Genomic DNA, 14,039 nt, shown 5'->3' on the forward strand with positions numbered 1-14,039 from the left:
TGCCCTTGTGCGATTGGCATGTCAACCGCCGACGGTGCATTTATTTAGTACGCTAATTAAAAATATAAGAAAATAAGACCTTTTTATTTTGTAAAACATTGCCATAACAGTCTTTTTTTAGAAGCCGTTTATTTTGACCAGAAAGTATGTTATAAAGTCTTTATGATTATTAAGAGAGAATCTCGCCGTCCGCTTTTTTGGAACACTTATGAATATCGCTGAGGCGATGCCCCGCCGTTATTTATGTGCCCGTCACTAACCCCGACTGATAATGACCATGTGGCTATGCCTGCCAGCAATGCCTCGGCTGGTAAGCATCCGCTTTGAATTTAACCTTTTGCCCAGTGGTGCTTGAATTTTATCTTACCAATCGCGGAGGAGACCATGAAAGACGCACTTAAAGAACTTGAACGGTTATTCGAACTTGGACGCTTGAGCCGGCGGGCATTCCTGCGGCGTGCCGCCGCGTTGGGACTGGCAGCAACGCTGAGCCCGACGCTGATGCCTCGGCAGGCCCATGCCGATACGCCGAAAAGAGGGGGGCGCCTGAGACTCGGCCTGAACGGCGGCGCCACCTCCGATACACTGGACCCGGGCATTCAGCTGGCCATGATGCCGCAGACCCTGGTTTACGGTGCATCGGGCAACAGCCTGGTGGAGATCGATGCGGATGGCCAGCCGGTGCCGGAACTGGCCGAGAGCTGGGAGTCCACCCCGGACGCCAAAAAATGGATTTTCAAGCTGAGGCGGGGGGTTGAGTTTCACGACGGCAAAAGCATGGACGCCGACGATGTGATCTATTCGCTCAACTGGCATCGCAAAGAAGGCACCAAGTCAGCCGCCAAGGCGCTGGTCGAGTCCATCGTCAGCATGAAAAAAGAGGACAAGTACACCCTGGCGTTCGAAATGGAGAGCGGCAATGCCGATTTCCCCTATACCCTGAGCGACTATCACCTGGTGATCGGGCCCAAGGACACGGACCTCGCCAAGGGCATTTTCACCGGTGCCTATGTGATCAAGGACTTTGAACCGGGTGTGCGCGCCTTCTGTACCCGCAACCCCAACTACTTCAAGTCCGACTGCGCCTGGTTCGACGAAATTGAAATACTGGGCATCAACGACGTCAATGCCCGCACCAATGCCCTCAAGACCGGTCAGATCGACGTGATGAACCGATGCGACCTCAAGACCGTGCACCTTTTCAAACGCATGCCCGGCATCCAGGTCATGCGTCAGGACGGGTTCAAGCACTTCACCTTCGCCATGCGCACCGATACGGCGCCCTTCGACAACAATGACGTGCGCCTGGCTCTCAAATACGCCGTGGATCGTGAGCAGTTGGTGAAAACCATCCTGCGCGGCTACGGCCGGGTGGGCAACGATCACCCCATCAGCGTGGCCAACCGTTACCATGCCAGCGAGCTGCCCCAGCGGCAGTATGATCCGGACAAGGCCAAATTCCATCTCAAAAAGGCGGGGCTGTCCGGTACGACCTTCAAGTTTCACGCGGCCGAGGCGGCGTTCAAGGGCGCCGTGGATGCCGGTGTGCTTTACAGGGAGCAGGCCGCCAAGGCCGGTATCACCATCGATGTGGTTCGCGAGCCCAATGACGGCTACTGGAGCAATGTGTGGCTGAAAAAACCGTTCTGTGCGGTTTTCTGGGGCGGACGGTCCACCGAGGACATGATGTTTTCCACGGCTTATGCCAGGGGCGTGGCCTGGAACGACACCTACTGGGATCATACGCGTTTCAACGAGCTGCTGGTGGCGGCCCGGGCCGAACTGGACGAGAAGAAGCGTCGCGGCATGTACGCGGAAATGCAGCACATTGTGCGCGACGAAGGCGGCGTGGTGGTGCCCATGTTCAGTGCCGACCTGGCGGCGGCCAGTGACAAGATCGGCCACGGCAAGCTGGCGGCCAACTGGGAACTGGACGGTTTCAGGGCGCCGGAACGCTGGTGGTTCAAATCATAATGGAACTTCCCAAACTGAACGGTATTGCCGCCCTGGCGCTCAAGCGCATCGGCCTCGGGCTGGTCACCCTCTGGGTGATCTCGGTGTTGATTTTTGTGGGCGTGGAAGCGCTGCCGGGGGATCTTGCCGAAGCGGTTCTGGGGCAGAGCGCCACCCCGGAAACCGTTGAGGCCTTCCGCAAGGAACTCAAGCTCGATATGCCCCCCCACGTACGCTATTTTTCCTGGCTGGGGGGCTTCATCAGGGGCGACTTCGGCAACTCCCTGGCCAACCATCGACCGGTTGTCGACCTGATCAGCTGGCGCTTTGCCAACAGCCTTTTCCTGGCCGGGGTGACGGCCATGATCGCCGTGCCTGTGGCCGTCCTTCTGGGGATCCTGGCGGCCCTGCACCGCAACACCCTGTTCGATCGCCTGATCTCCATGGCGACCCTCAGCACCATTTCGTTTCCCGAGTTTTTTGTGGCCTATATCCTGATCGCCCTGTTTTCGGTGCAGGTGGCCATTTTTCCCAGCATCGCCAACATCAACGACCAGATGAGTTTATGGCAGAAGCTGTACGCCATTATTCTGCCCTGTCTGACCCTGGCGCTGGTGGTGACCGCCCACATGATGCGCCAGACGCGGGCGGCCATCATCAACATCCTTTCGAGCCCCTTCATCGAGATGGCCAACCTGAAAGGCCTCCGGCGCCTGCGTGTGGTGGTCCTGCATGCCTTTCCCAACGCCCTGTCGCCGGTGATCAACGTGATCGCCCTCAACCTGGCCTATCTGGTGGTGGGCGTCGTGATCGTCGAGGTGGTTTTTGTATACCCGGGGCTGGGACAGCTGCTGGTGGATTCCGTTTCCAAGCGCGACATCCCGGTGGTCCAGGCCAGCGGTCTGGTCTTTGCGGCCACCTATGTCCTGCTCAACCTGCTGGCGGATGTATTGTCCATCGTCAGCAACCCCCGTCTGCGCAATCCGCGCTGACGGTTGAACAAGAGGTCCTAATGACAGGCTCGTTGAAATTGTTTCGCACTGCGCCCTTCAGCGCCCGCCTCGGGATGGGCATGGTCCTGATCGCCCTCCTGGCCGCCCTTCTGGCCCCGGCCATCGCGCCCTATGGGGAGACGGAGGTGGTCGGCGATGTCTGGCTGCCGGCCAGTGGCGATCACCTGGTCGGCACCGACAACCTGGGGCGGGATCTGTTTTCGCGTCTGCTCTATGGGGCCCGCAACACCATCGCCATCGCCTTCCTGATCACCGCGCTTTCGTTTATCGTGGGCATCGTCTGGGGCTTTCTGGCGGCCACGGTGGGGGGCTGGATGGATCAGCTGCTCAGCCGCTTCGTGGACATTCTGATGGCGTTTCCCACCCTGATTTTCGCCCTGATGGTGCTTTCGGTGGTCGGGACCTCGATTCCGGCGCTGGTGGTCGTGATTGCGCTGCTGGATTCCACGCGGGTATACCGCCTGTCGCGTGCGGTGGCCATGGATATCGAGGTGATGGAATTTGTCGAGGCCGCCCGTCTGCGGGGTGAGGGCCTCTGGTGGCTCATGCGCCATGAGATTTTGCCCAACGCCATGCCGCCGCTGGTGGCCGAGTTCGGACTGCGGTTCTGCTTCGTATTCCTGTTCATTGCGGCCTTGAGTTTTCTGGGGCTGGGGATCCAGCCTCCCACGGCGGACTGGGGCAGTATGGTGCGTGAGAATTCGGGGGCCATCACATTCGGTATCTTTACCCCCCTGTGGCCGGCGGGCGCCATCGCCTTTTTGACGGTTGGCGTCAACCTGGTCGTGGACTGGTTCCTTCATATCGCCAGTGGTCTGGAGGATTGATTTGGGAAATGGCGGCCCCATGAAAAGTCCGATATCTGCGCTACGCTCAAAATGTAATCCTCGGAATATCGCCCATATGCCTGTGGTTACATTTTTCGCAAGCCTTGTCCCGGGCTTTTGATGAGGCCTTATGGTGGCATGAGTTGCAGCCGCCGATAGTGAATGCGAAGGAAAAAGTTTACCCAATTGAGAAGAAGAGAGAATCATGGCACCATTGCTTGAGATGAAAAATATCGTGATCGACGGTTTGACCGGCGAGTCCTGGGAACCCATTATCAAGGGCCTCGACCTGACCCTCAACAAGGGCGAGGTCCTCGGCCTCATCGGCGAGTCCGGTGCGGGAAAATCCACCCTGGGGCTGGCCTCCATGGGGTATACCCGCCAGGGATGCCGCATCACATCCGGGTCCATTGTTTTCGACGGCCAGGAGCTCTTCGGCGCACCGGAATCACAGATGCGCGATATCCGCGGCGCACGCATTGCTTACGTGGCCCAGAGCGCCGCCGCGTCGTTCAATCCGGCCCATCGCCTCATCTGGCAGTATGCCGAAGGCCCAGTGCAGCATGGGCTGATGCGTGTGGCCGAGGCCGAAGAAAAGGCCATCGCCACATACGAACAGCTGCTGCTGCCCGATCCAGAAAACATCGGCTACCGTTTCCCGCACCAGGTTTCCGGCGGACAATTGCAGCGGGCCATGGTGGCCATGGCCATGAGCTGCCAGCCGGATATCATCATCTTCGACGAGCCCACCACGGCCCTGGACGTGACCACCCAGATCGAGGTGCTGGCGGCCATCAAGGAGATCACCCGCCGGTTCAACACGGCCGCCATCTACATTACCCATGACCTGGCCGTGGTCGCCCAACTGGCCGACCGCATCATGGTGCTGCGCTACGGGGAACTGGTGGAAGAGAACGACGCCCGCGAGATGCTGGCCCACCCTCGGGAAACCTATACCCGCGATCTGCTGGCGGTGCGTTCCTTTAAAAAGGGAAAAAACGATGCGCAGATGGAAAAAGACGTGATCCTTGAAGTCGAGGACGTCACGGCCAGTTATAACGGCACGGGCAATGTGCTCGAAGATATCGACCTGAAGATCCGACGCGGTCGGACCGTGGCACTGGTGGGGGAATCGGGCAGCGGCAAATCGACCCTGGCGCGGGTGATCACCGGGTTGTTGCCGCCGCTTCAGGGGCGCGTGGTGTTCAAGGGAGAGGCGCTGCCCGCAGCCCTCAAATCCAGGAAGCGAAAGGACCTGCAGCGGCTGCAGATGATTTATCAGATGCCCGACACGGCCTTGAACCCGCGCCAGAAGATCCGCAAAATCATCGGACGGCCGCTTAAATTCTACTTCAACTACGGCCGGAAGCAGCAGGAAGCGCGTATACTGGAACTGCTGGAGCAGATTGAACTGCCGGCGGACTACATCGACCGCTATCCCACCGAGCTTTCCGGCGGCGAAAAACAGCGTATCTGCATCGCCCGCGCCCTGGCCGCCCGCCCGGACCTGATTATTTGCGACGAAGTGACCTCGGCCCTGGACCAGCTGGTGGCCGAAGGGATATTGAAGCTGCTGCTCGACCTGCAGCGCAAGCTGCAGGTCTCCTACCTGTTCATCACCCACGACCTGGCAACGGTCAAAGCGATCAGTGACGAGATCGTGGTCATGCTCAATGGCCGCATCGTCGAAAAGGGGTCCAAGCAGGAGATCCTCAAACCCCCCCACCATGAATACACCGAACTGCTGCTTTCTTCCGTCCCGGAAATGGACCCGGAATGGCTGGACAATTTACTGGAAGAACGAGAGGTGGCCTGACGCGGCATACCTTTGCCCGCAGGTCTTCGCTCCGTCGCTGGATGTTGACGCCCGATTTTTGGCGGACATTCCGGTTAAGGGGTGGCAAGACCTTTTTTTTCTAACCCCCCGGGAGGTAAACCGCACAGGGCGCCTTGTTGCGCGGTGGCGATATGCCTTATGGCGGGTATGGCTGCGGGCGCCTGTATTACCTCAATTCTCTGGGAGTACATGAATATGACCCTGTTGCTGGGGATTTCGGGGATGGCGCTTTTGCTGTTTGGCTGGAAATTGTTTTGGCTGTTTGTGGGCGTGGCCGGTTTCACCGTCGGCCTGCAGACGGCGCCATGGATTCTCGGACCGCAACCCCTCTGGATACTCTGGGCGGCGGGGCTGATCTGCGGGCTCATCGGTGCGGTCCTGGCTCTTTTTTTTCAGCATGTTGCCATCGCCGTTGGGGGTTTTGTGGCCGGCAGCACCATCGCGTTTCGCCTGATGCTGATGCTGGGGCATGATCCCGGCGCAGTGATCCTCCTGACCGGAGGCGTCCTCGGAGCGGTGGCCCTCTACCTGCTTTTTGACTGGGCCCTGATTGTTCTTTCATCGATGGTCGGGGCGACTTTAATCCTTGAGGCGCTGGGCCGGCAGATCCCTTATGCACCGGTCCTGCTCTCAGTCGCCATTGTTGCCGGTGTGGTCTTCCAGGTCAGGCTATTGATGACTTCACGGCCGGCGGGGCGTTGATGTCCATTGCGAGTGAGCCCCGATGGCGTAAAACCTATTCCATTATGCCTTTAATCCCGCCAGCGCATGGTCCGGCCCCAGCATGACGAGCACGTCGCTGTCTTTGACGACGAAGCGGCCGGTGGGGATCATGACCACGTTTTCGGGGCCCATCTCCTTGACCGCCACCACCTGGATTCCATGCCGGTTGATCAGATCCAGTTCGATCAGGGTCTTGCCGATAAAACCGGTGGGGGGCGCCAGTTCAACGATGCTGTATCCTTCCATGAAGGGCAGGTAATCCAGAACATTGGGGTTGTCCAGGCGCTGGGCCGCGGCCAGGGCCAGATCCTTTTCGGGGAAATAGATGTCGTCGGCCCCGATTTTCCGCAGAATGCGGCCGTGGGCTTCGCTCACCGCCTTGGCCACCACCCGCTTGACGCCCATATCCTTGACGTTGAGGGTGGCCAGGATGGAGTTGTTGAGCACGGAGCCGATGGCGACCACCACCGCATCCAGTTTTTCCAGCTCCAGTTCCTTGAGCGCTTGGGGGTCGGTGGCGTCGGCAATGACGGCCCGGCTCACCTGATCCCGGATTTCCTGGACCTGACGGGCGTTGATGTCGATACCCAGTACCTCGTGACCTTTTTGAAACAGGGCGGCAGCCAGGTAGAAACCAAAATTTCCCAGTCCGATTACGGCAAATTGTTTTTTCATCTGTTCATCCAATCATGATGTTTTCTTCGGCAAACTGAATCCTGCTGATGAGTTCCCGGCTCACGGCCAGGCCGATCACCATTGGCCCCAGACGGCCGATGAACATGAGCGCTGCAATCGTGAGGCGCCCGAACGGGGTCAGGGTGTCGGTAATGCCGGTGGACAGGCCTACCGTCCCGAAGGCGCTGATCGTTTCAAAAAACAGTTCCAGGAACCGTCCCTGGGTCCGGGTGTGGGAGATGCCCCCAAGTTCGCTGACCATCAGCACCATGACGGTAAGGGTGATGACCACCGCGCTCATCATGACCACACTGGTGGCTTTGGAGATGCTGGCCTCGGTCAGGGTCCTCCGGAATACCTGGGGGCGTCTGAATCCCCGCAATCGAGAGATGGCCGCAACTGACAGACCGGCAATGGTGGTCGTCTTGACACCGCCGCCGCAGGAGCCGGGACAGGCGCCGATGAACATGAAAATGCACAGCATGAAGAGGGTCTCGTTGGCCATGAGGCCCGTGTTCAGGGTATTGAATCCGGCTGTTCGTGAACTGACCGACTGAAACAGGGCCGCCAGCAGACGCCCGGGCACGCTCAGCGTCGACAGGGTGTTGTTCCACTCCATGAACAGAATGGCAAGGGCTCCCAGGAGAATGAGAATGGCACTGGCGGTCAGGGCCAGGCGGCTGTGAAGGCTCAGGCGCTTCAACCTGTCTCTCCCGCCGATAAAACGGTTTTTCACATCGGTAATGACCACAAAGCCGATGCCGCCGATGACGATCAGCACGCCCAGCACGCCATTGACGATCCAGTCCTCCCGATAGCCGACGAAGCTGTCCCGGTAAAGCGCAAATCCGGCGTTGCAGAAGGCGCTCACCGCATGGAAAACGGCCGGGTAGGCGGCCTGCCGCCAGCCTTCAGACGGTGCGGTCCGCAGGTAGAGGCACAGGGCCCCGGCTGCCTCGATGGCAAAAGCGGTCGCGAAGATCGCCCGGAGTACCGAGGTCACTGTCTGCTTCCCCTCGCCGTAGGTGAAGGTGTCCTTGATGATGGCCTGGCCGGACAGGGTGGGGCGCCCTTTCATCATCATGAACAGCAGGGTGGAGACGGTCAGTATCCCCAGACCGCCCAGTTGGATCAGCAGCAGGATGACCATCTGGCCGAACAGGGTCAGCTGGCGGCCGATATCCAGGACGGACAGGCCGGTGACGCAGGTCGCCGAGGTGGACATGAACAACGCATCCACGACGCCCAGGGGGGACTCCGCGGCAGATGCCGGCAGCATGAGCAGGGCCGTGCCCACGGCGATCAGCAGGGCGAATCCCAGGATCGACATCCGCGCAGGGGACCGGAGCAGGTGGACAGACAGACGGGTGCGCATGGGGGTGTTATCCATGATCGGGCCCTTCGGCCTTGAGTTGTTTCAGTTTGCGCCACAACGCCGCCCGGCTGATGCCCAGAACTTGTGCGGTCCTGGATTTGTTTCCATGGTTGGCTTCCAGAACTTCAACGATGTAACGTTTTTCCAGTTCCGCCAGCGTTGAAAACTCACCGGGTTTCGTTGACGGGGCCTTGTTCGGGTTCTCGAGAAATCTTAACGGCAGGTGCTTGCGTTCGATTGTTTTGCCCTCGGCAAGGATCACCGCCCGCTCGACGATATGTTTCAATTCACGGACATTGCCGGGGAAATCGTAATCGACGAGGCGCCTCACAACATCCAGAGAGATAGCCTCGACGGGCTTTTCCATTTCCTGACGGAATTTGTCGAAGAAGTACCGAAGCAGGGGGTGGATGTCATCCCTGCGCTCACGCAACGGCGGAATGGAGAGTTCGAACAGTTTCAGTCGATCGTAGATCCCTTTTCTGAACAATCCCGATTCGACCCGTTTGGCCAGATCCGTGTCGGTGGCAACCAGGATGCGGATATCGAGGCCCGTCTCCTTCAGGCTGCCGGACGGCTGGCCGTCGGCCATGTCGAGAATGCTTTGAAGCTGATCCTGCATATTCAGGGGCATTTCTTCAACCTGGTCGAAAAGGAGCGTTCCCACCCGACCGGAACTGAAAATACCGTCGCGGGTTCGGATGGCCTCGGACAGATTCCCGCTTTTGTAGCCCAGCAGCTGCCCGGCGAGTTGCTCGCTGCTGAAATTTGCGCAGTTGATCGCCAGAAAACGATGCGCCCGGCGCATGCTCCCCGCGTGAATGGCCCTGGCTGCCAGCTCCTTGCCGGTGCCCGGTTCTCCCCGCAGGGTGACCCTGCAGTCCAGTGACGCCGCGCGTTCGATGTTTTTGCGTAACTCCTGCATGGCCGTTGTTTCGCCAACAATGCGCAGGCGGCCCATGCCCCCGGGCGGATTCGGGCCGGTCGACGGCCTGGCGACCTGATCGACGGTCTCAAACCGGTCACGCCGGGGATGGATCTCGATCTCATTGGCAGGGAAGGGCGCGGGCCGATGGACACCGTCGTCCGATGTGCGGGGCGACTCCGCCGTGGGGCGGATCACGACAACGTTTCCGTCGTCATTCAGCTTTTTGATGAACTCCCAGAACGCCCCCATCTCATCTTTTTCGAAATAGAGTGCGTTCAGGGATTCGGTGGCCTGCTTGACCTTATCGCTGCCGTGCCCGGTGAGCAGGACGGTTTTCAGGCCGGGGTGGATTTCCTTGAGTTTGGTAATGGTCACCAACCCGTTCATATCAGGCATTTGAAGATCGACGATGGCCATGTCGATTTTATTTTTGGTGGCAATATCGATGGCCGCCATGCCGCTGGCTGCCGTGAACGGTGCGAATCCCAGCACTTTCATGCGCAGGGCAATGGATTGAAGCAGTTTTTCTTCATCATCGACCAGGAGGACGCGTTTGGCATTTTCGGTCATATTTTATTCGCTCCCGTCAGGGGCAAGAGAATTAAACACTTCTTAAAATATAGATAAAATTTCATCAAGCAGAATACCTTTACCGATCTCCCTTTGACCGGTGCCATCGATTGCTATGGGTTCTCTCGCCAGGCGAAAAGAAAATTGGTTTATCCCCTCAAATCGATCAACAAAGTGTTTACAAATTAAACCTTATATTTTATAGACCATCTATAAGTTATGTTATTAAACGGGTCAACCCAAAAAATGTTTAAATATGAAACATTATGACTTACTAATTGTCGATGACGAACACCGCTACGCCGATATGCTGGCCAGGCGCCTGGGGCTGCGCAGCCTGGCCTGCAAAGTCTGTTATGACGGCCGGACGGCCATTGACATGGTCGAAGCGGAAACTTTTTCCGCGGTTATCCTCGACCTGCGGCTGCCCGATCTTTATGGCACGGAGGTGCTGACACGGATCATGCGGTGCCGGCCCGAAACCGAGGTTGTCATTCTGACCGGTCACGGGACGGAGAAGGATCGGGAGCAGTGCCTCGCCCGGGGGGCCAGCTCCTTCATGAACAAGCCGGTGGACATCGACCGGCTGGTGGCCATGCTGGCCCGGATTAAAGAGAGGTCGTCATGACGACATTGGCGAGCCGGTTTCGGGAGGCCATCTGGCCCCGGTTTCACCGCAACCCAGACGGGCACCCGAATCCATACACCACCTTTCAGGATTATCGACGGACCTGGGGGATGGCTATTTTTATCCTGATGACGACCGCCCTGTTGCCCCTGATCGTGATGACCCTGATCTATTATCAGCTGATCGAAACCTCCATCGACACCGAATCCCTGCTGCGCACCGAGCGGCTGGCCTCCAATGCCCGCCGGGCCGTTACTTTCTTTTTGGAGGAACGCCTGGCCGCCCTGACGTTCACGGTCAATGAAATGGGCTACGAACGGCTGACCAATCCCGGGCGTCTTGCCGAGGTGCTCAGCAATCTGAAGCTGGGTTTCGGCGGATTGACCGATCTGAGCGTAATCGCGGATACCGGAACCCAGGTGACCTACGCCGGCCCCTTCAATCTGGAGGGCAAAGACTACAGCAGTCAGCCCTGGTTTATTGAGTGCCAGCAGCACAATGCCTGCGTCAGTGAAATCTTTTCCGGCTACCGCGACGTGCCCCATATCGTCGTGGCCGTCAAATCCATGCGCCCGGACGGGCGCTTCTTTGTGCTGCGGGCGACCCTGGAGACCGAGCGCCTGATTCAGACGCTCTCCTCCTACAAAACCGGGGCGCATACGGATATCTTCCTGGTTAACCGCAACGGCCTGCTACAGACCCCCTCGCAGTTTTACGAAGGGGCCGCCCATCACGTGGATATCTCTTTACCGGCCTATTCCGATCGGACCCAAGCCGTGATGTCGACCGATCACGGCGGCCGGCCCATTGCCATCGGCTATGCCTTCATCGATACCAAGATCGCCCCCACATCGTTTATCCTCATGGTGGTCAAGCAAAAGGCCGGGATGATGAAAGTGTGGCTGGACCTGCGATCGAATATCAACTGGTTTTTCGGCGTCAGTGCCGTGATTATCGCCATGGTGATCACCCTCACATCCACGGTGATGGTCAACCGGATATTCCAGGCAGACCGTCAAAAAGCCGAAACCATGGTCATGGCCGAACAGAACTGTCAGCTGGCTTCCATCGGACAGCTGGCCGCCGGCGTGGCCCACGAAATCAACAACCCGCTGGCCCTGATCAACGAAACGGCCGGTTATGTGAAAGACCTGTTCTCCATCAAAAAGCAGTACACGGAAGACCCGGAACTGGTCGAACACATCGATTCGATACTCGATGCGGTGGCGCGCTGCGGCACCATCACCCGGCAGCTGCTGGGCTTCGCCCGACGGTTTGACGTTCAAATCCAGCCCATCGACCTGAAGGGCATGGTTGCGGACGTTATCAACTTTCATAAGAAAGAGGCCGAATACCGCAACATTAAGATTGACGTGGATATTCCGGAAAGCATTCCGCCCATTGAAACCGATCGGGGGAAACTGCAGCAGATCATCCTCAATCTGGTGAACAACGCCTTTCAGGCCATCGACAACGGGTGCTTCCTGGACGTCAGGGCCGAGACGGACGGGCCGGACCATGTGCGCCTGTTCATCCGGGACAACGGCTGCGGTATTCCGGAAGATCACCTCAATAAGGTTTTCGAACCGTTTTTTACGACGAAAAAGGAAGGCCAGGGGACCGGTCTCGGTCTCTCCATTACCTATGGCCTGGTCAAAAAACTCTATGGCAGCATTACGGTCCAGAGCAAACCGGGCCAAGGAACCACCTTCGTGGTCACGCTGCCTGTCAACATCAGGAAAGAAGTCCAACCATGAAGATATTGCTGGTAGATGATGAACAGAAATTCGCGCAGATGCTGGCCAAACGGTTAGCATTAAGGGGGATACTGGCGGACGTCTGTTTTTCCGGTGAACAGGCCCTTGAAACGGTGCAGCAGGGCCATCGTTTCGATGTGGCCATTCTTGACGTCAAGATGCCGGGCATCGGCGGTATTGACTTGAAGCGGAGACTGGCCCTGCTGGACGGGCGGATGAAGTATATCTTTCTGACGGGCCACGGGTCCAAAATGGATTATACGACGGCAGCCCGTGAGGCGGAGAACTACCTGCCCAAGCCCCTGCAGATCGATGTGCTGATCGAGACCTTGAATCGCCTGACCGAAGAACCGCCGGGGGCGTCGGAACGCGACGGGTGATCGGGCGGGGCGACGGGATGGATGTTCCCGCGAAAGGAAATGATTTAACCGGTGGGGGATGCGGATGGATAACCTAAAAAATTGGTTTGGATACGACAGCCTGGCCTTTTTCGGGAAGGTCAACGCATCGATTTCCCATGAACTGAAAAACGTCATGGCCATCATTTCCGAAACCGCCGGACTGCTCGGCGACTTGTCGGAAATGGCCCGGGGGGGGACGCCCGTCGACCCCGATATGCTCACCAGCAGCACCGAGAGCATTGTGGAGGAAATCCAGCGGGGGTTCACCACCATCCGACAGATGAACCGGTTTGCCCACAGCATCGATACCCCCGTTTTATCCGTCAATCTGATGGACGTCCTGGACCTGGTGCGCCACCTTTCCGGGTACCTCTCCTTTGCCGGGAAAACCAACCTGCACGCCGGCGATGGGGCGGCCCCCATGGCGGTGACCTGTCCGTTCATTCTCCAGGCAATCACCTATCAGGCGGTGGTTCGGACCTTCCAGAATACCGGTCCCGGGGCCGAACTGGATATCTCCGTTCAGGCCACCAATCCATCGACCTGGCGGATCCTTTTCGACGGCTTCGATCCCAAAGACCCTGTGGCCTTCCCCGATGCCCCTATCAAGGGCATGGCAGCGTCGATCGGCGTTTCCCTTCTTTTGGATCGCAGCTCGGATCGCCTGGCGATCGATGTTCCGGTCTCCATGGACGGCCCCGGGGCACGGCTGGATATACCGGAAATGCAGCCGGGCGAAACGGGTCGCGGAACCGGTTACCATTCGAAGTAGATATATATTCACCCCTGCAGGCGGAGGACCCCATGGAAAAAGAGAACACGATAAAAATTCTTTTGGTTGATGATGAAGTCAAGTTCCTGAAGGCGGTTTCGGACCGATTGTGCCTGAAAGGTTTCGACGTCTTCACGGCAACCAGCGGTGAAGCGGCCATCGACGCCGCCCGAAAAGGCGGCTTCGATGTGGCGGTGGTTGACCTGCAGATGCCGGAAACCGATGGCGCCCAGGTGCTCCGGATCTTGAAGCAGAGCCATCAATACATTGAAATCATCATGCTGACGGGGCACGCCACGGTGGATTCGGCCGTGGAATGTACCCGGCTCGGTGCGTTCAGATACCTGGAAAAACCATACGATTTCGACAAGCTGGTGGACGTTCTCAAGGATGCCTACCAGGCCAGACTGCAGAAGAAATTTGAAAGCAACCTGAAACGAATGGAAGCCATTCAGAAGCTATCCCAGCAACAGTCACCGCTGGGTTTGCTAAGGGAAATGGCCCGGCTCGATGATGGCCGGAAATAAAACAACGGCGGTCATCGGGCAACGGTCCCGGCAATAGAAATCACAAGGATAGG

General features: G+C 58.2%; 13 protein-coding genes. 10 read left to right on the forward strand and 3 right to left on the reverse strand.

Annotated elements, in window-relative coordinates; translation table 11 throughout:
- The first annotated feature begins 384 nt into the window (after nt 1-384).
- The 5 genes from DSCA_RS28230 (at nt 385) to DSCA_RS28250 (ending at nt 6,332) form a co-directional block, all read left to right on the forward strand.
- Nucleotides 385-1,974, forward strand: coding sequence for an ABC transporter substrate-binding protein (locus DSCA_RS28230; RefSeq protein WP_155319619.1), 1,590 nt, complete (start codon nt 385-387; stop codon nt 1,972-1,974).
- Nucleotides 1,974-2,945, forward strand: a complete 972-nt coding sequence (locus DSCA_RS28235) for an ABC transporter permease (protein ID WP_155319620.1) — start codon at nt 1,974-1,976, stop codon at nt 2,943-2,945. Before DSCA_RS28230 ends, DSCA_RS28235 begins: the two co-directional genes overlap by 1 nt.
- 20 nt (nt 2,946-2,965) lie before the next feature.
- Nucleotides 2,966-3,793 carry an ABC transporter permease gene (locus tag DSCA_RS28240; RefSeq protein WP_155319621.1) on the forward strand — a complete coding sequence of 276 codons (828 nt, stop codon included), beginning with the start codon at nt 2,966-2,968 and terminating at the stop codon, nt 3,791-3,793.
- A gap of 205 nt (nt 3,794-3,998) precedes the next feature.
- A complete protein-coding gene (locus tag DSCA_RS28245; RefSeq protein ID WP_155319622.1) occupies nt 3,999-5,609 on the forward strand; it encodes an ABC transporter ATP-binding protein in 1,611 nt (536 codons plus the stop codon).
- A 159-nt stretch (nt 5,610-5,768) separates the two neighbouring features.
- Entirely contained in the window at nt 5,769-6,332 is a 564-nt protein-coding gene (locus DSCA_RS28250; RefSeq protein ID WP_155319623.1) for a TM7S3/TM198-like domain-containing protein, read from the forward strand.
- A gap of 42 nt (nt 6,333-6,374) precedes the next feature.
- Here DSCA_RS28250 and DSCA_RS28255 read toward each other — a convergent pair whose 3' ends face one another.
- Genes DSCA_RS28255 through DSCA_RS28265 form a run of 3 tightly spaced genes read right to left on the reverse strand, consistent with a single transcriptional unit; the run spans nt 6,375 to nt 9,901 of the window.
- Entirely contained in the window at nt 6,375-7,028 is a 654-nt protein-coding gene (locus tag DSCA_RS28255) for a potassium channel family protein (RefSeq protein ID WP_155319624.1), read from the reverse strand.
- Nucleotides 7,029-7,032: 4 nt separating this feature from the next.
- Nucleotides 7,033-8,418 carry a TrkH family potassium uptake protein gene (locus DSCA_RS28260; RefSeq protein WP_155319625.1) on the reverse strand — a complete coding sequence of 462 codons (1,386 nt, stop codon included), beginning with the start codon at nt 8,416-8,418 and terminating at the stop codon, nt 7,033-7,035.
- Nucleotides 8,411-9,901 carry a sigma-54-dependent transcriptional regulator gene (locus DSCA_RS28265; RefSeq protein ID WP_155319626.1) on the reverse strand — a complete coding sequence of 497 codons (1,491 nt, stop codon included), beginning with the start codon at nt 9,899-9,901 and terminating at the stop codon, nt 8,411-8,413. Before DSCA_RS28265 ends, DSCA_RS28260 begins: the two co-directional genes overlap by 8 nt.
- A gap of 256 nt (nt 9,902-10,157) precedes the next feature.
- On the opposite strand from DSCA_RS28265, the gene DSCA_RS28270 reads away from it, so the two are divergent.
- The 5 genes from DSCA_RS28270 to DSCA_RS28290 all read left to right on the forward strand — a co-directional run bounded on the left by DSCA_RS28270 (nt 10,158) and on the right by DSCA_RS28290 (nt 13,986).
- Nucleotides 10,158-10,529, forward strand: a complete 372-nt coding sequence (locus DSCA_RS28270; RefSeq protein WP_155319627.1) for a response regulator — start codon at nt 10,158-10,160, stop codon at nt 10,527-10,529.
- A complete protein-coding gene (locus DSCA_RS28275) occupies nt 10,526-12,286 on the forward strand; it encodes a sensor histidine kinase (RefSeq protein WP_155319628.1) in 1,761 nt (586 codons plus the stop codon). Before DSCA_RS28270 ends, DSCA_RS28275 begins: the two co-directional genes overlap by 4 nt.
- Nucleotides 12,283-12,666, forward strand: a complete 384-nt coding sequence (locus DSCA_RS28280) for a response regulator (protein ID WP_155319629.1) — start codon at nt 12,283-12,285, stop codon at nt 12,664-12,666. The genes DSCA_RS28275 and DSCA_RS28280 overlap by 4 nt, the downstream gene beginning before the upstream one ends.
- Before the next feature lie 64 nt (nt 12,667-12,730).
- Nucleotides 12,731-13,459, forward strand: coding sequence for a hypothetical protein (locus DSCA_RS28285; RefSeq protein ID WP_155319630.1), 729 nt, complete (start codon nt 12,731-12,733; stop codon nt 13,457-13,459).
- A gap of 32 nt (nt 13,460-13,491) precedes the next feature.
- Nucleotides 13,492-13,986 carry a response regulator gene (locus DSCA_RS28290; protein WP_155319631.1) on the forward strand — a complete coding sequence of 165 codons (495 nt, stop codon included), beginning with the start codon at nt 13,492-13,494 and terminating at the stop codon, nt 13,984-13,986.
- The last annotated feature ends 53 nt before the right edge of the window (nt 13,987-14,039 follow it).

This window comes from Desulfosarcina alkanivorans, from assembly GCF_009688945.1.
Lineage (GTDB): Bacteria > Desulfobacterota > Desulfobacteria > Desulfobacterales > Desulfosarcinaceae > Desulfosarcina > Desulfosarcina alkanivorans.

Bases quoted from the DNA above. Each gene is read 5' to 3' on its own strand.
- DSCA_RS28280 (WP_155319629.1), top strand. From the start codon at position 12,283: ATGAAGATATTGCTGGTAGATGATGAACAGAAATTCGCGCAGATGCTG.
- DSCA_RS28250 (WP_155319623.1), top strand. From the start codon at position 5,769: ATGGCGGGTATGGCTGCGGGCGCCTGTATTACCTCAATTCTCTGGGAG.
- DSCA_RS28285 (WP_155319630.1), top strand. From the start codon at position 12,731: ATGGATAACCTAAAAAATTGGTTTGGATACGACAGCCTGGCCTTTTTC.
- DSCA_RS28240 (WP_155319621.1), top strand. From the start codon at position 2,966: ATGACAGGCTCGTTGAAATTGTTTCGCACTGCGCCCTTCAGCGCCCGC.
- DSCA_RS28265 (WP_155319626.1), bottom strand. From the start codon at position 9,901: ATGACCGAAAATGCCAAACGCGTCCTCCTGGTCGATGATGAAGAAAAA.
- DSCA_RS28230 (WP_155319619.1), top strand. From the start codon at position 385: ATGAAAGACGCACTTAAAGAACTTGAACGGTTATTCGAACTTGGACGC.
- DSCA_RS28275 (WP_155319628.1), top strand. From the start codon at position 10,526: ATGACGACATTGGCGAGCCGGTTTCGGGAGGCCATCTGGCCCCGGTTT.
- DSCA_RS28260 (WP_155319625.1), bottom strand. From the start codon at position 8,418: ATGGATAACACCCCCATGCGCACCCGTCTGTCTGTCCACCTGCTCCGG.
- DSCA_RS28255 (WP_155319624.1), bottom strand. From the start codon at position 7,028: ATGAAAAAACAATTTGCCGTAATCGGACTGGGAAATTTTGGTTTCTAC.
- DSCA_RS28290 (WP_155319631.1), top strand. From the start codon at position 13,492: ATGGAAAAAGAGAACACGATAAAAATTCTTTTGGTTGATGATGAAGTC.
- DSCA_RS28235 (WP_155319620.1), top strand. From the start codon at position 1,974: ATGGAACTTCCCAAACTGAACGGTATTGCCGCCCTGGCGCTCAAGCGC.
- DSCA_RS28245 (WP_155319622.1), top strand. From the start codon at position 3,999: ATGGCACCATTGCTTGAGATGAAAAATATCGTGATCGACGGTTTGACC.
- DSCA_RS28270 (WP_155319627.1), top strand. From the start codon at position 10,158: ATGAAACATTATGACTTACTAATTGTCGATGACGAACACCGCTACGCC.